Genomic DNA, 14,937 nt, shown 5'->3' with positions numbered 1-14,937 from the left:
GGCTCCGGCTCTGGCTCTGGCTCTGGCTCTGGCTCTGGCTCTGGTTCCGGTTCCGGTTCCGGTTCCGGTTCCGGTTCCGGTTCCGGTTCCGGTTCGTCCAGTGTCTCCGCAACGGCCTCGGGTTCAATCGCCGGCTCGCCCGGCAGGACGCTATCCAGATCGACCCAGTGGGCCTCCATGCCACCGCCCCGGGTGCCTATGGATTCCGGCTCGGCATCGCGCATGACCCAAAGCGAACCCAGCACTCCGGCATGCAGCGCGAAGCTGGCGGCCACCCCCAGCGCCAGCGTTCGCCGGCGTCCGGGGGGAGTTGTGTTCGTACGTTTGGCCATCATCGAGCACGCTCGCTGCAAGGACTGGACACCTTCAGCCGGGTCCGGTGATCGTGGCGGGCGCGGAGGATGATCCGGTCGCCGTTGCCATCAACGGAGGGCACCCTATACGGAATGAGAATGGTTTGCAATATCACTATCGGAAATGAAGCCCCGAGCACGGCACATCGGGCGGGCCCGGAACGAAAAAACCCGCCCCGGCGGCACCGGAGCGGGTCGGACTGGCGAGCCTTCACGCCTCGTGGTCAGGCCAGCGTGGCGCCGGCCCGGCACGCTCAGTGCTGGTGACCGCCCTCGCCATGGGCGTGGCCGTGCTCCAGCTCTTCGGCGGAGGCCTCGCGGACCTCGACGATCTCGACGTCGAAGTTCAGGGTCTCGCCGGCCAGCGGGTGGTTCCCGTCGACCGTGGCGGTATCGCCCTCGACCTTGGTCACGGTGACGGTCAGCGGGCCGTTTTCGGTCTGCGCCTGGAATTGCATGCCCGGCTCGACGGATTCGACGCCCTGGAACGCATCCATCGGGATCTCCTGGACCATGGCATCGATCTTCTCGCCATAGCCTTCTGCCGGGGAGACCTTGGCCTGGACCTTGTCACCGGCGGCCTTGCCTTCCAGCTCCTTCTCCAGGCCCGGGACGATCTGGCCGTTCCCGTGCAGGTAGGCCAGCGGCTCGCGGCCTTCGGAGCTGTCGATCTTCTCGCCAGCGTCGTTGGTCAGGGTGTAGTGGATGGCCACCACGGCGTTCTGCGCGACTTGCATGGGCTTTGCCCTCTTAATACATGAACTTGTAAGGGTAACGCGGAACACGGCCGCGCGTCAGGTCCACCCGCCGGCGATACGGTTTCCGGCGGGTGGCCAATCGGGTCAGGCGGCCTTCTGCAACAGGAGGCGATTGAGCCGCGCGACGAACCCGGTCGGGTCCTCCAGTTGCCCGCCTTCGGCCAGCAGGGACTGCTCGAACAGCAGCGAGGCGAGGTCGTTGAAGTCGTCTCCTTCGGCGGCCTTCAGACGCTCGACCAGCGGGTGCCCCGGGTTGACCTCCAGCACCGGCTTGCCGGAGAAGGTCTCCTGGCCGGCCTGCTTGAGCAGTTCCTGCAGGTACAGCGCCATCTCGTGCTCGCCGAGCACGATGCAGGCCGGAGACTCCACCAGCCGCCGCGAGGCGCGCACACTGTCGACCCGATCGCCCAGCGCCTGCTGCAGGCGTTCGGGCAGATCGCCCAGATCGTCGTCGCCCGCCGGCTCGTCGCTACCACTCTTCGGGTCTGCCTCCTCGCCGATGATCTTGTCGAGGTCCAGGTCGCCCTTGGCAACATTCTTGATCGCCTTGCCATCGAACTCGCGCAGGTGCGACAGCAGCCATTCGTCGACCCGGTCGGACAGCAGCAGCACCTCGATCCCGTGCTTGCGGAACACCTCCAGATGCGGGCTGTTGCGCGCGGCGGAGGCATTATCGGCGGTGATCACGTAGATCGCCTCCTGACCGTCCTTCATGCGCTCGATGTAGTCCGCCAGCGCCACGTTCTGGGTGTCGTCACTATTGTGCGTGCTGGCAAAGCGCAGCAGCTTCGCGATGGTCTCCTGATTGGCGAAGTCCTCGCCGGGGCCTTCCTTCAGCACCCGCCCGAAGTTCTTCCAGATCTCGGCGTATTTCTCGGGTTCGTTGTCGGCGATGGACTGCAGAAGCCCGAGGATCTTCTTCACCGAGCCGGAGCGGATCGAGTCGACCAGGCGGTTGTCCTGCAGGATCTCGCGCGAGACATTCAGCGGCAGGTCAGCCGAGTCCACCACACCGCGCACGAAGCGCAGGTAGTTGGGCAGCAGCTTTTCCGCGTCGTCCATGATGAACACGCGCTTCACGTAGAGCTTGACCCCGTGACGGGCATCGCGGTCCCACAGGTCAAACGGGGCCCGCTTCGGGATGTAGAACAGCGTCGTGTACTCCTGGCGCCCCTCGACGTGGTTATGCGTCCAGGCAATCGGGTCCTCGAAGTCGTGCGCGACGTGCTTGTAGAACTCCTGGTACTCCTCGTCGCTGATCTCGCTCTTCGAACGGGTCCACAGCGCGCTGGCACGGTTGACCGTTTCCCATTCGTCGGTCGGGTTGCCCTCGTCATCCGACTTGCGCATGCGGATCGGGAATGCCACATGATCCGAATACCGCCCGATGATGTGGCGCAGGCGCATGGGCTCGAGGAATTCGTCGGCGTCTTCCTTCAGCGTCAACGTAATCTCGGTGCCAGCCTCGGTGCGCTCGCAGGCAGTGATGGTGTATTCGCCGTCGCCCCGTGACTCCCAGCGGGTACCCGCATCCGGCTCACTGCCGGCTCGGCGGGTCTCCAGGCGCACCTCATCGGCCACGATGAACGAGGAATAGAAGCCCACCCCGAACTGGCCGATCAACTGCGAGTCCTTTTTCTGGTCCCCGGTCAGCTTCTCGAGAAACGCCTTGGTGCCGGAACGCGCAATAGTCCCGATATGCTCGACCACCTCGTCCCGGGACATGCCGATGCCGTTATCGCGCACCGTCACCGTGCGGGCCTCCGGATCCACCTCGACGTCGATCGCCAGTTCCGCCGGCTGCGGAATCGCCTCCGGCTGGGCCAGGGCCTCGAAGCGCAGCTTGTCACAGGCATCGGCGCCATTGGAGATCAGCTCGCGCAGGAAGATCTCGCGATTGGAGTACAGCGAGTGGATCATCAGCTGCAGGAGCTGACTGACCTCGGTCTCGAAGCGGCGGGTCTCGGGTTGCGGTGCGGTCTGGGTTTCGCTCATGGCCTGCTGGTCCCTTGATTGATCTCGACACGTCGCAAGGTAGGGTCGCCCGCGCCGTTTTCAAGGACAGCAGCCTGGTAAAGCCCACCGGCACCCTCCGGATCCAGGACCTGCCACACCGGCGCCAGCAGCTCGGGGAGATGCGTCTCCAGCTGCCACGGGGGCCGCAGCACCAGCATCCCGGAACCCGCCAGCCCCATGTGGCGTTCGGGGTCGGGTGCGATGCGCAGCTCGCTGGCCAGCCACGGATCCTCCAGTTCGGCTCTCAAGTGCTCGCGCATCGCGTGATCCGGCCGGCCCGCGAGGATCGGATACCAGATCAGGATGATCCCCGTGTTCCAGCGACGGCGGATCGTGGTCACCATCTCGGCCACTTCGCGATACTCGGCCCCGCGCTCGTAGGAGGGGTCCAGCAAGGCCAGGCCACGGCGCGGCTCCGGGGGAAACAAGGCCCGCGCGGCCTCGCGCGCGTCGCGTTTGTGCACGTGACAGCGCGGATCCCCCGCCAACCGCGCCCGCAGACGTCCGTATGCCTCGGGATGCAGCTCGCAGGCGATCAGTTGATCGCGTTCGCGCAGCCGCGCCTGGATCAGCAAAGGGGATCCCGGGTACTCCGTCAGACGCGGGAGCCGGGGCTGCATAGACCGCAGCGTGCCGAGAAACTCCCGCACGACGGAGGGCAAGGGCTTTTCCGTCGCCCACAGGCGGGCGATACCGGCCGCGGCCTCGTCGGTCTTGCGCGCCCGCGCACCGGTCAGGTCGTACCCGCCGGCACCCCCGTGCAGGTCCAGTGCCACGAAGGGCTTGTCGCGACCGCGCAGGGATTCCAGAACCTGCCAGAGGACCAGGTGCTTGTGCACATCGGCGAAATTGCCGGCGTGATAGTCGTGTTGGTAGCTGAGCATGCGTCCCTCAAACAAAAAGCCACCGCGAGCGTACCCGCGGTGGCTCAAGAAGGGCAGCCGATAGCGACCGCCCTCGACCGTGTGACCGGTTTACTGGTTGACCGGAGACTCCGGGTCCAGCAGATACGCCATCACGTGCGCGATCTGCTCTTCGGTCAGGAAGTTGTTGTGGCCAAAGCGCGGCATCTTGGTGCACGGGAAGTACTGGTGGGGGTTGGACACCACCTGATGCACGTAATTCACGACCGAGCTGTCGGTTCCACGGGTGGCCCCGTAACCCGCCAGGCTTGGGCCCAGCGTGCCGTAGAGCTCCTCGGCTGGATCCATCTGGTGGCAGGCATAGCAGTTGCCGCCCGGCTCGCGGGTACCGTGGTCGTCATTGCGATGACCGATCCGATAGCCGTAACCGGAACGCGCCAGCTCGGCACCCCGACGCCAGTTCCCCAGGCGCGGGCCGCCCGGCGGCTCTTCGTAGCTCTCGCGCGCCATCGCGATGACCTCGCCGGCCGTATCGGCATCCGGCTCGCCTTCGAGCGAACAGGCCGCCTGGATGCCATCCTGGACCATACGGTCCCGGGCTGATCCACCCTCCTGTGCCTCCTGCTCGAAGCTGTAGCTGTCCGTCTCCAGCACGAGGTATTCCGCATACTCTTCGGCGGTCATCGCCGTAATATCGACTTCGCCGCCTCGCTCGCCCATCCAGCCGTCGCAGCCTGCAATCAGCGCCGTCGACGCCACGATGGCCAAGCTCGCCCCCACTGTCTTGTTACTGAGCATCCCTGATATCTCCTCTTGCGTCGGCTGTTGCCGCTTCTTGCCCGCGGTGAGACCAGCGCCTCAAGGCATTCAGCCCGGCTGCCCTGATGGCTGGAGCGTCTCGTTCCCGTCCGGGACCCGCGCGCGGACGGGAGGCCGAGCGCGATGGGACCCTTTTCTGAATCCCCGCAACCCTGCGCGGGGACTCAAAAAAGGGCAGTCCTTGCGGACTGCCCCGATCCAGCAAATGGCTTACTGGTTGTTGACCGGCGACTCCGGATCCAGCAGGTAGGCCATGATATGGCTGATCTGCTCGTCGCTCAGGAGCTGGTGACGGTCGGAGTTGAAGCGCGGCATCTGCGTGCACGGGAAGTACTGGTGAGGATTGGAAATCACCTCGTGCACGTAGCGCAGGACGGCTTCGCTGGTGCCACGGTTGGCCCCGTAGTTCTGCAGGCTCGGGCCGATCGTGCCCTGCTCGGACACGCGCGGATCGAACACGTGGCAGTTGTAGCAGTTGCCACCCGCCTCGCGCTGGCTGTGGTCATCCGTACGGTGACCCTGGCGGTAGCCGTAGCCGGAGTCGGCCAGTTCGGCACCCTTGCGCCAGTCGCCCAGCTCGATGCTTTCCGGTGCCTCGTAGGACGCACGCGCCATCGCGACCACACGGCCGGCGGTCTCGCCGTCCGGGTCACCTTCCATGGAGCAGGCCTTCTGCAGTTCATCCTGGGTCATGCGATCACGCCAGGTACCGCCTTCCTGCATCTCCTGATCACGGAAGCTGTCCGTCTCGAAGATGAGGTGTTCGGCGAGTTCCTCGGCGCTCATCGCGGTGATGTCGACATCCGAACCCTTGCTCCCGTCGGCGACAGCGCAACCTGCGGTCAGGGCGACGGATGCGAACGCGGCCATGCCGGCCGCAACAGCATTCTTCTTAAACATACTTGGTGTCTCCTATTGCGTCCGTAGGTTACCGCTTCAGGTCGGGCAGGACGGCCGGTTCGCCGCGCGCCGCATCGTTCCAGAACGAGATCAGAGCGGTGTTGACCGGGGTGTCCGCCTTGATACCGGCGTGACGCATCTGCCACACGCAACCGCGGATACGGTGGTTCTGGCTACGCACGTTGTCGTGGCCAGCGCGGTGGGCGGGCCAGGAGACAGCCTTGGTCCATTCTTGGCCATTGCGCATTTCGGGCAGCACGGAGGCGCGGATCTGCTTGCCGGAATCGCCGTGGCAGGAGGCGCAGTTGAAGTCCATCGCACCACCGCGGCGGAAGAAGAGCACCTCACCGGCGTCGCGCATGGCCTGCTCTTCCGGGTGATCCAGCGGCGGGTTCCACGCCATCCCGGAGGACTGGTGGGCGATATAGGTGGTCAGCTGCATGATGTCGGAGCCGTTGCCGTGACGGCGGGCCACCGCGGGATCATCGCTGGTGAAGCCCTGCAGTTCCTTCATGCAGTGCACCAGGCGCATCTCGAAGTCCATCACCTTGCCGGTGTCTTCGAAGTAGCGCGGCAGCTCGACGTAAGCACCCTCAAGCTCGCCCGGGCCCTTGCCGAAGTCGCAGCCTTCCAGGGAGACGTTGTTCGGGCCACGCTCGGCGTAGAACAGTTCTTCGCCTTCGTCGATCAGCCACAGGGCGGGGTTGTCCGGCATCATCATGATATTCATTTCACTCTGATGCAGGTAGGCGGAATCGGGATTGTTCTGCAGCAGGTTCTGCAGGACATCATTGGGGTCCTGCCACTCGCCGGCCTGAGCTGCAGCCCCAACAGCCATTGCTACGGGCAACGCAAGCAATGCTTTCTTGAACATGGAAACCTCCATCACACGGGTTTTTTTCGATGAAGCCCGGGACTGATCTGGCCCGGACCTGTGTAGCAGAGTGCTGAACCCGAGTCCGTGCTGTCAACACAAAAGACTATATTAGCGTTTCCTAAAAGTCTGTTTTTGAAAGGTTCTTGGGCATCAACACCGAGGGGCAGACGGGGGACCACTCCAATCTATTCCCGGTTTTGGGGAATTTTTTTCAGGCGCCGTTCAGCACGGCCCGGGCGCGCAAGAAACTGAAAAAAGAGATGAAGATTCCCCGCAGGGGGAACAAAGCACGCAGACCAGCCGCCGCGGAGGCGGGAAGAATCATCGGGGGGACGGAAGGAAGGGAGAAAAACCGGCACGCGACGGGCGCCGGATCATTCGTGGTTCAGAACCCCCTCGTGCGCCAGCAACAGGCGCTTGACCTGGGCCAGCTCGCCCACCTGATCGCCTGCGTAGCCGCCCACATCATGGGTACGACGAAAGCGGGAGGACACGACCCGATGGCAGGGGATGAACAGCGGCCAGGGGTTGGCGCGACAGGCCTGCCCCACGGCGCGGGGCGCCGAGCCCACGCGGGCCGCAATCTCGGAATAGGTGCGGACCTCGCCGACCGGGATCTCCGACAGGGCCGCCCAGACGCGGCGCGCATGGGCACTGCCCGGCGGGACCGCGGGGGTCGGCTGCCAGGCGGACGCATCCCGGCCATAGGCGTCCGGGGCAAACGGTGGCGGGCGACGATCGGCCCCCGGGATGTCGGCCAGCGGGACCAGCTCCCGGGGATCATCCGGGTCCTGCCAGTCGCAGGCGAGGAGCTCACCGTTCGCGGATTCCAGCCACGCAAAAGCCAGCGCGACTCCGGGGAGGAGACAGCGCTGGCTGCGGGTCGTCGATCCAGCCGACATCGAATAGCGAAAAGCCAGGGGTGACGGGGTCACGGCCATTTGCCGCACCCCGCCGGCCGGCGTTACTTCGCCGCCTTGACGTCTTCCTTGATGCGGGCGGCCTTGCCGGTGCGGTCGCGCAGGTAGTACAGCTTGGAGCGACGCACCTTGCCGCGGCGCTTCACCTTGATCTCGGCGATCTGCGGGCTGTGGGTCTGGAACGTGCGCTCCACACCGTTACCGTAGGAGACCTTGCGCAGGGTGAACGCGGAGTTGAGGCCGCGGTTGCGCACGGCAATCACCGCGCCCTCGAAGGCCTGCAGGCGCTCGCGGTCGCCTTCGCGCACCTTCACCTGCACCACCACGGTATCGCCGGGCCCGAAGGCGGGCACATCCGACTTCATCTGCTCGGCTTCCAGTTCCTGAATGACGTTATTCATTACTCGACCTCAATCATCGCTTTCGGTGCGCGAGCCGCCTGTCCGGCCACTCACACGGTATTCGTCCAACAGGGCCGCATCCTCGGCCCCGAGTTCCAGCCGGGCCAGCAGGTCCGGCCGCCGGCTCCAGGTCCTGCCCAGCGCCTCACGGCGGCGCCAGCGGCGGATGGCGCCATGGTCGCCACCCAGCAGTACCGGCGGTACTGCCCGCCCGGCCACGGTCTCCGGCCGGGTGTAGTGCGGGCAATCCAGCAGCCCGGCACTGAAGGAATCCTGTTCGGCGGAGTCCGCATGCCCCAGGACCCCCGGGAGCAGACGGGCGCAGCCATCGACGACCGCCATGGCCGCGAGCTCCCCGCCCGAGAGCACGAAGTCGCCGAGCGACCATTCCTCATCGACCCGCGCCTCGATGAAGCGCTCGTCGATGCCCTCGTAGCGCCCGCAGACCAGGGCCACCCGGGGGCGCGCCGCCAGCTCGCGCAGCATCGCCTGCCGGATCGGCCGCCCCTGCGGGGTCAGCGCGATCACGTACGGGACCGCGTCCGCGTCCGCCACCGCCGCATCCAGCGCGGACGCCAGGGGCGCGTACTGCATCACCATGCCTGGCCCGCCGCCATAGGGACGGTCGTCCACGGCCTGGTGGAAGCCGGCGCCCCAGGCGCGCGGATTCCAGTATTTCAGGTCCAGCCGGCCGCGCTCGACGGCCCGCCCGGTCACGCCGGCTTCGCCAACCGCCGCGACCAGTTCCGGAAACAGCGTGATGACGTCGAAACGCACCGGCGCCGCTTAAAAATCCGGATCCCAGTCGACCCGCACGCAGCGAGCCTCCAGGTCCACATCCAGCACGTACTGCTCGCGCACCCAGGGGATCAGGCGCTCCCGGTCACCCCGGACCACCAGCACGTCGTTGGCACCGGTCTCGATAAAGCCCGAGATGGTGCCCAGTGCCGTGCCGTCGCGATTCTCGACCGCCATGCCCAGCAGGTCGGCCCAGTAGTAGGCGCCCTCTTCGGCCGGGGGCAGCCAGTCGCGTTCGATCGCGAGTTCGGCGCCGATCAACCCGTAGGCGGCATCGCGATCCGCCGCCTCGCGGAACTTCATCACGACGCCCGCGCCATGCGCGCGGCCGCCTTCGATCTCGACCAGGCGCCAGTCGTTCCCGTAGTGCATCCACAACTGCGGGAACTCGGTAATCGCGGCGCGCGGCTCGGTCTCGGAAAACACCCGGACCCAGCCCTTGACGCCATAGACCCCGGAGACACGCCCGACGCGGATGCGCTCACCCGCCTCGTTCATGACCGCAGCCAAGCGTCAGTACAGCGGACCGGACGACCTCAGGCCGCCGCGGACTGCTGCTTGCGGTAGCCCTTGACCAGATGGTTCACGCGTTCGGACATGCCGGCGCCGTGACCCAGCCAGTAGTCCACGCGCTCGAGATCGATGCGCAGCGGCTCTTCCTGACCGCGGGCCACCGGATTGAAGAACCCGATCTGCTCCTTGTAGCCGCTATCGCGACGAGCGCGGGAATCGGTAACCACGATCGAATAAAACGGGCGCTTCTTGGCGCCGCGGCGTAGCAGGCGAATCGTAACCATGTAGTGTTGAACCCCGTGAGTCCGTTTTCTCGAGAAAACGCGCGATTATAACGAATCCGGCCAGCAACACAAGGGAAGCGGCAGGGCTCCCCACGGCTGCAAGCGGTCGTTCGCGCGAACCTTGACCATCAGCGGAACGGCATCCCGCCGCCGGGGCCACCCATACCCCCCATGCCGCCCATCTTGCCCCCCAGGGCGCGCATCATCTTCGACGCGCCGCCCTTGGAGAACTTCTTCATCGCCTTGCTCATCTGGGTGTGCTGCTTGAGCAGGCGGTTCACGTCCTGGATCTGGGTGCCGGACCCGGCCGCGATGCGCCGCTTGCGCGAGCCCTTGATCACGTCGGGATGGCGGCGTTCGTGCTCGGTCATGGACGAGATCACCGCCATCATGCGACCGATCTCCTTGTCGCTGGCCTGGTTCTTGACGGCGTCCGGCAGCTTGCCGCCACCGGGGAGCTTCTCGAGCATGGAGCTCATGCCCCCCATCTTCTGCATCTGGCCCAGCTGGTCGCGCAGGTCGTTCAGATCGAAGCCTCGCCCCTTCTTCAGCTTGCGGGTCAGCTTCGCGGCCTGGTCCTGGTCGACCTGACGGCTGGCCTCCTCGACCAGCGACAGGACATCGCCCTTGCCCAGGATGCGCGAGGCGATGCGCTCGGGATGGAACGGCTCCAGCGCATCCGGGCGCTCGCCCATGCCGATGAACTTGATCGGCACCCCGGTGATCTGGCGCACCGACAGCGCCGCACCGCCGCGGGCGTCGCCGTCCGCCTTGGTCAGCACCACACCGGTCAGCGGCAGGGCCTCGCCAAAGGCGCGCGCGGTATTCGCGGCGTCCTGGCCGGTCATGGAATCGACCACGAACAGGGTCTCGATCGGGTCGATCACCTGATGCAGCGCCCGGACCTCGGCCATCATGTCCTCGTCGACATGCAGCCGGCCGGCGGTATCCACCAGCAGGACCTCGACCCCCTCGCGGCGGGCGCGGGCCACCGCGTCATCAGCGATCGCCTCGGGCTTCTGGCTGGTGTCGCTGGGATAGAACGTGACACCCACCTGCCCCGCCAGCGTCTCGAGCTGCTGGATCGCCGCCGGGCGGTAGACGTCGCAGCTCACGACCGCGACCTTTTTCTTCTCGCGCTCGCGCAACAGGCGCGCGAGCTTGCCAATGCTGGTGGTCTTGCCCGCGCCCTGAAGACCGGCCACCAGCACCACCGCGGGCGGCTGATGGGCGAGGTTCAGGGAGGCGTTCTCGCCCCCCATGGTCGCGATCAGTTCGTCATGGACGACCTTGATCAGGGCCTGGCCCGGCGTCAGGCTGCCGATGACCTCCTTGCCCAGCGCCTTTTCCTTGACGTCCTTGATGAACTCGCGCACCACGGGCAGGGCCACGTCGGCCTCCAGCAGTGCCATGCGCACCTCGCGCAGGGCGTCCTGGATGTTGTCCTCGGTGAGCCGCGCCTGACCTTTCAGGCGCTTCATGGTCTCCTGCAGGCGGCTGGAAAGGCCGTCGAACATCGCGTGTCCTCTTCTGATCCGTGCGCGGGCGGCGGGCTTGGGCCGACCGCGGGACCGGACAGTATACCGGTCTCGCGGCCTTGCATGCAGGCCCGCCGCGGGGCGACCCGCAACCGCCGCCGGTATGTGCAATCCACCGGCATTGCAGCGATAATCCGGCGTCATGATCATTGCCACCGGACTCCTCGCCGTCGCGCTGTATCTCGCCACCGCGGGCTACCTGGCCATCACCGCCCGACGCCAGCCGCTGACACCCGGCCAGCCGCGAGCGGCCCTGGCCCTGTGGGGGCTGGCCCTGCTGGCCCACCTGGGCGCGCTGCTGCCGATGGTGCTCACCGAGGCCGGGCTCAACCTGTGCCTCGGCAACGCCCTGTCGGCGTCGCTGTGGCTGGTGGCCGCGCTGCTGTGGCTGACGAGCTGGCGCCACCCGCTGGCCATCCTCGGCGTGGTGATCCTGCCGTTGACGGCGCTCGCCGCCGTGACCGCGCTGCTGTGCGACGGCGATACCCGCTACGCCACCTCCGCGGGGATCGATCTGCACATCCTGTTTTCCGCGCTGGGCTGGGCCTTCCTCGCGCTGTCGACCGCCCAGGCCGCGGTGATGGCCGCCCAGCATCGCGCGCTGCACAACCACCATGCCTCGGGTTTCGTGCGCGCCCTGCCGCCCCTTTTCTCGATGGAGGTGTGGCTGTTCCGGATGATCTTCATCGGCTGGCTGTTCCTCGGGCTCAGCCTGCTGTCCGGCCTGGTGTTCGTGGACAACCTGTTTGCCCAGCATCTGGTGCACAAGACCACGCTGTCGATCCTGGCCTGGCTGATCTTCTCCACCCTGCTGCTGGGGCGCTGGCGCCTGGGCTGGCGCGGCACCCGCGCGCTGGCCTGGACCACCGGCGGGTTTGTCGTACTGGTGCTGGCCTATTTCGGCTCCAAGCTGGTGCTGGAGGTCATCCTCGGGCGGATCTGAATGCCCCCGAGGCGGCTTGACACCCCGGCGCCCCTTGCCTGAAATGACCCCGACGACGCCACCGCGTCCGCCCCAACCCTGACCGCAGGCCGCGCCCTTGCAAGAGATCCCGCTGTCCGTCCTGTTCGGCGCCCTGGTGGTGCTGTTCCTGCTGTCCGCGTTTTTCTCCGGCTCGGAGACGGCGCTGATGGCGCTGAACCGCTACCGGATGCGCCACCGCGCGCAGACCGGCCACCGCGGCGCGCAACTGGCCGCGCGGCTGCTGGACAAACCGGACCGGCTGATCGGCCTGATCCTGCTGGGCAACAACTTCGTCAACATCCTGATCGCGCAGATCGCCACCTTCATCGGCTGGCGCCTGTTCGGGGATACCGGGGTCGCCATCGCCACGGGCGTGCTGACCCTGACCCTCCTGATCTTCGCCGAGACCGCCCCGAAGACCCTCGCGGCCCTGCACAGTGAGCGCATCGCCTACCCCGCCGCATGGGTCTACTCCGGCCTGATCAAGGTGATGTGGCCGGTAGTGTGGCTGATCAACCTGATGGCCAACGGGGTGCTCCGCCTCTTCGGCGTGCACATGAACGCCGGCCAGCGCGCCGCGCTGAATACCGATGAACTGCGCAGCGTGGTCTCGGAGGCCGGCGCACTGATCCCGGCCAATCACCAGCGCATGCTGCTGAACCTGCTGGACCTCGAGCGCACCACGGTCGAGGACATCATGATCCCGCGCAACGAGATCGTGGTGATCGACCTGAACGAGCCATGGAACGAAGTCGAGGACCAGCTGATCCACGGGAGCTTCACGCGCCTGCCCGTGGTGGAAGGCGAACTGGACCGTATCGTCGGCTTCATCCACCGCCGTGACGTGCTGCCCCTGGTCGAGCGCGACGAATTCGGCCCCGACGACCTGCGCCAGGTGGTGACGCCCCCGTATTTCATCCCCGAGGGCACGGCACTCAACCGCCAGCTGATCAACTTCCAGCAACAGAAGAAACGCATTGGCCTGGTCGTGGACGAGTACGGCGATATCGAGGGACTGATCACCCTGGAGGACCTGCTGGAGGAGATCGTCGGGGAGTTCACCACCGACTCCCCGGCGATGAGCGACGACGTCCTGCGCCAGGAAGACGGCTCCGCCATGGTCGACGGCGGCATCCACCTGCGCGAACTCAACCGCGCCCTCGGCCTGGACCTGCCGCAGGACGGCCCCAAGACCCTGAGCGGCCTGATCGTCGAACACCTGGAGAGCATCCCCGAGGCACCGGTGAGCGTGAAGATCAACGGCGTGGTGATGGATATCGCCCAGATCAAGAACAACACCATCCGCACCGTGCGCGTGGTCGCACCGGACCTGCCCGCCACGCCCGACAACAAGGAAGCCTGATGGCGAAGGCAAAGACCCAGTACGTCTGCCGGGATTGCGGCGCGGTCAGCCCCAAATGGGCCGGCCAGTGCGGCGACTGCGGCGCCTGGAACACCCTCGAGGAGGCCACCCCGGCCGCCAGCGCCGGCCCGCGCGGCGGCTACGCCGGCGAGGCCGCCGGCATCACCCGGCTGGGCGAGGTCGAGCTGGCCGAGGTCCCGCGCACCGGCACCGGGCTGTCGGAGCTGGACCGCGCGCTGGGTGGCGGGCTGGTCCACGGCTCGGTGGTGCTGCTGGGGGGCGACCCGGGGATCGGCAAGTCCACCCTGCTGCTGCAGACCCTGGCGATGCTGCCGGTCGGCGACACGCTCTACGTGACCGGCGAGGAGTCGGCCCAGCAGATCGGCATGCGGGCCCGGCGCCTTGGTCTGGAGGTCGACGGGCTGCGCCTGCTCACCGAGACCCAGGTGGAGAACGTGATCGCCACCTGCGAGCGCGAACGCCCGCGAGTGCTGGTGATCGACTCCATCCAGACGCTCTACACCGCCGCGCTGCAATCCGCGCCCGGCTCGGTCGGCCAGGTGCGCGAGAGTGCCGCCGCCCTGGTGCGGCTGGCCAAGCAGCGCGGCATCACCGTGATTCTCGTGGGGCATGTGACCAAGGACGGCCAGCTCGCGGGGCCGCGCGTGCTGGAGCACATGGTCGACACCGTGCTGTATTTCGAGGGCGACCCGGACGGGCGCTACCGCATGCTGCGCGCGGTAAAGAACCGTTTCGGCGCCGTCAACGAACTGGGTGTGTTCGCGATGCTGGAGAACGGCCTGAAGGCCGTCTCCAACCCTTCCGCAATCTTCCTCTCCCGCCACCAGGGCCCGGTGCCCGGCAGCGTCGTGATGGTCACTCGCGAGGGCACGCGGCCGCTGCTGGTCGAGGTTCAGGCCCTGGTCGCCGAGAGCCATGCCTCGCAACCGCGGCGCATCACCGTGGGGCTGGAGCAGAACCGCCTGACCATGCTGCTGGCCGTGCTTCACCGGCACGGGGGCGTCGCCCTGTTCGACCAGGATGTCTTCATCAATGTGGTCGGCGGCGTGCGCGTGACCGAGACGGCCGCCGACCTGCCGATGCTCGCGGCCGCGCTGTCGAGTTTTCGCGACCGGCCACTGCCGCAGGAGATGCTGGCCTTTGGCGAGGTCGGGCTGGCGGGCGAGATCCGGCCGGTGCCGAATGGCGAGGAGCGCCTGCGCGAGGCGGCCAAGCACGGCTACACCCGCGCCATCGCCCCGGCGGCCAACGCGCCGCGCAAGCCCATCAAGGGCATGGAAGTCGTCGCGGTCTCGCGCCTCTCCGAAGTCCTCGACGCCCTTTAGCGGCCAGCCCCGCCCCTTCCCGGCTGGTCCGCCGGTCGCATTTACGGTGCCTTCGGCTCACCGCCTGCCCTGTTGTGGCTAGGCCTGGTTCGTCCTCCGGTGTTTACGTGCCTTCGGTCCACATACTGCCGTGCGCTGACTCGCCAGCGCGCCCCGAGTGACTTCTTTGCTCGTGCAAAGAAGTCACCAAGAAACACGCCCGACTGCCGCGACCCCGGCCCGCT

At 66.9% G+C, this 14,937-nt stretch carries 15 protein-coding genes and 1 pseudogene; 3 read left to right on the top strand and 13 right to left on the bottom strand.

Annotated features, from left to right (window positions below; translation table 11 throughout):
- From H609_RS14265 to ffh, 13 genes and pseudogenes are all read right to left on the bottom strand, one after another.
- Nucleotides 1–335, bottom strand: a pseudogene (locus tag H609_RS14265) (energy transducer TonB); the annotation flags it as partial.
- A 272-nt stretch (nt 336–607) separates the two neighbouring features.
- Entirely contained in the window at nt 608–1,090 is a 483-nt protein-coding gene (locus tag H609_RS0112355) for a peptidylprolyl isomerase (RefSeq protein ID WP_018865786.1), read from the bottom strand.
- Nucleotides 1,091–1,195: 105 nt separating this feature from the next.
- Nucleotides 1,196–3,106 (bottom strand): molecular chaperone HtpG, encoded by a 1,911-nt coding sequence (gene htpG, locus H609_RS0112350; protein ID WP_028485063.1) that lies wholly within the window; start codon nt 3,104–3,106, stop codon nt 1,196–1,198.
- Nucleotides 3,103–4,011, bottom strand: a complete 909-nt coding sequence (locus H609_RS0112345) for a 23S rRNA (adenine(2030)-N(6))-methyltransferase RlmJ (protein ID WP_028485062.1) — start codon at nt 4,009–4,011, stop codon at nt 3,103–3,105. The genes htpG and H609_RS0112345 overlap by 4 nt, the downstream gene beginning before the upstream one ends.
- A gap of 90 nt (nt 4,012–4,101) precedes the next feature.
- A complete protein-coding gene (gene soxX, locus H609_RS0112340; protein WP_018876084.1) occupies nt 4,102–4,788 on the bottom strand; it encodes a sulfur oxidation c-type cytochrome SoxX in 687 nt (228 codons plus the stop codon).
- Nucleotides 4,789–5,019: 231 nt separating this feature from the next.
- A complete protein-coding gene (gene soxX, locus H609_RS0112335) occupies nt 5,020–5,709 on the bottom strand; it encodes a sulfur oxidation c-type cytochrome SoxX (RefSeq protein ID WP_018879954.1) in 690 nt (229 codons plus the stop codon).
- A gap of 28 nt (nt 5,710–5,737) precedes the next feature.
- On the bottom strand, nt 5,738–6,547 hold the full coding sequence (gene soxA / locus H609_RS0112330) for a sulfur oxidation c-type cytochrome SoxA (protein WP_018876082.1): 810 nt from the start codon (nt 6,545–6,547) through the stop codon (nt 5,738–5,740).
- Between the two features lie 413 nt (nt 6,548–6,960).
- A complete protein-coding gene (locus H609_RS0112325; RefSeq protein ID WP_018876081.1) occupies nt 6,961–7,527 on the bottom strand; it encodes a methylated-DNA--[protein]-cysteine S-methyltransferase in 567 nt (188 codons plus the stop codon).
- Nucleotides 7,528–7,550: 23 nt separating this feature from the next.
- Nucleotides 7,551–7,907 carry a 50S ribosomal protein L19 gene (gene rplS / locus H609_RS0112320; RefSeq protein WP_018877312.1) on the bottom strand — a complete coding sequence of 119 codons (357 nt, stop codon included), beginning with the start codon at nt 7,905–7,907 and terminating at the stop codon, nt 7,551–7,553.
- A gap of 9 nt (nt 7,908–7,916) precedes the next feature.
- Nucleotides 7,917–8,684 carry a tRNA (guanosine(37)-N1)-methyltransferase TrmD gene (gene trmD / locus H609_RS0112315; RefSeq protein WP_018876080.1) on the bottom strand — a complete coding sequence of 256 codons (768 nt, stop codon included), beginning with the start codon at nt 8,682–8,684 and terminating at the stop codon, nt 7,917–7,919.
- Between the two features lie 9 nt (nt 8,685–8,693).
- Entirely contained in the window at nt 8,694–9,203 is a 510-nt protein-coding gene (rimM, locus tag H609_RS0112310) for a ribosome maturation factor RimM (protein ID WP_018881226.1), read from the bottom strand.
- A 38-nt stretch (nt 9,204–9,241) separates the two neighbouring features.
- Nucleotides 9,242–9,502 carry a 30S ribosomal protein S16 gene (gene rpsP / locus H609_RS0112305; protein ID WP_018865796.1) on the bottom strand — a complete coding sequence of 87 codons (261 nt, stop codon included), beginning with the start codon at nt 9,500–9,502 and terminating at the stop codon, nt 9,242–9,244.
- A gap of 128 nt (nt 9,503–9,630) precedes the next feature.
- The gene (gene ffh, locus H609_RS0112300; RefSeq protein WP_018865797.1) at nt 9,631–11,019 is read right to left on the bottom strand and encodes a signal recognition particle protein; all 1,389 of its coding nucleotides are present in this window, start codon (nt 11,017–11,019) and stop codon (nt 9,631–9,633) included.
- Nucleotides 11,020–11,182: 163 nt separating this feature from the next.
- On the opposite strand from ffh, the gene H609_RS0112295 reads away from it, so the two are divergent.
- From H609_RS0112295 to radA, 3 genes are all read left to right on the top strand, one after another.
- Nucleotides 11,183–11,983 (top strand): inner membrane protein YpjD, encoded by an 801-nt coding sequence (locus tag H609_RS0112295; RefSeq protein ID WP_018881227.1) that lies wholly within the window; start codon nt 11,183–11,185, stop codon nt 11,981–11,983.
- Nucleotides 11,984–12,080: 97 nt separating this feature from the next.
- Nucleotides 12,081–13,367: an HlyC/CorC family transporter gene (locus H609_RS0112290; RefSeq protein WP_018876078.1), complete on the top strand. Its 1,287-nt coding sequence runs from the start codon at nt 12,081–12,083 to the stop codon at nt 13,365–13,367.
- Entirely contained in the window at nt 13,367–14,713 is a 1,347-nt protein-coding gene (gene radA, locus H609_RS0112285) for a DNA repair protein RadA (RefSeq protein ID WP_018865800.1), read from the top strand. Before H609_RS0112290 ends, radA begins: the two co-directional genes overlap by 1 nt.
- Nucleotides 14,714–14,937: the final 224 nt, after the last annotated feature.

This window comes from Thioalkalivibrio sp. ALE17 (genome assembly GCF_000425605.1).
GTDB lineage: Bacteria > Pseudomonadota > Gammaproteobacteria > Ectothiorhodospirales > Ectothiorhodospiraceae > Thioalkalivibrio.
The sequence above is the reverse complement of the archived record's forward strand: the minus strand, read 5'-3'. Positions and strand labels throughout refer to the sequence as shown.

Coding starts and splice junctions, on each gene's coding strand:
- H609_RS0112345 (WP_028485062.1), bottom strand. CDS start 4,011: ATGCTCAGCTACCAACACGACTATCACGCCGGCAATTTCGCCGATGTG.
- H609_RS0112295 (WP_018881227.1), top strand. CDS start 11,183: ATGATCATTGCCACCGGACTCCTCGCCGTCGCGCTGTATCTCGCCACC.
- H609_RS0112325 (WP_018876081.1), bottom strand. CDS start 7,527: ATGGCCGTGACCCCGTCACCCCTGGCTTTTCGCTATTCGATGTCGGCT.
- soxX (WP_018879954.1), bottom strand. CDS start 5,709: ATGTTTAAGAAGAATGCTGTTGCGGCCGGCATGGCCGCGTTCGCATCC.
- H609_RS0112355 (WP_018865786.1), bottom strand. CDS start 1,090: ATGCAAGTCGCGCAGAACGCCGTGGTGGCCATCCACTACACCCTGACC.
- rimM (WP_018881226.1), bottom strand. CDS start 9,203: ATGAACGAGGCGGGTGAGCGCATCCGCGTCGGGCGTGTCTCCGGGGTC.
- soxA (WP_018876082.1), bottom strand. CDS start 6,547: ATGGCTGTTGGGGCTGCAGCTCAGGCCGGCGAGTGGCAGGACCCCAAT.
- soxX (WP_018876084.1), bottom strand. CDS start 4,788: ATGCTCAGTAACAAGACAGTGGGGGCGAGCTTGGCCATCGTGGCGTCG.
- rplS (WP_018877312.1), bottom strand. CDS start 7,907: ATGAATAACGTCATTCAGGAACTGGAAGCCGAGCAGATGAAGTCGGAT.
- rpsP (WP_018865796.1), bottom strand. CDS start 9,502: ATGGTTACGATTCGCCTGCTACGCCGCGGCGCCAAGAAGCGCCCGTTT.
- radA (WP_018865800.1), top strand. CDS start 13,367: ATGGCGAAGGCAAAGACCCAGTACGTCTGCCGGGATTGCGGCGCGGTC.
- ffh (WP_018865797.1), bottom strand. CDS start 11,019: ATGTTCGACGGCCTTTCCAGCCGCCTGCAGGAGACCATGAAGCGCCTG.
- htpG (WP_028485063.1), bottom strand. CDS start 3,106: ATGAGCGAAACCCAGACCGCACCGCAACCCGAGACCCGCCGCTTCGAG.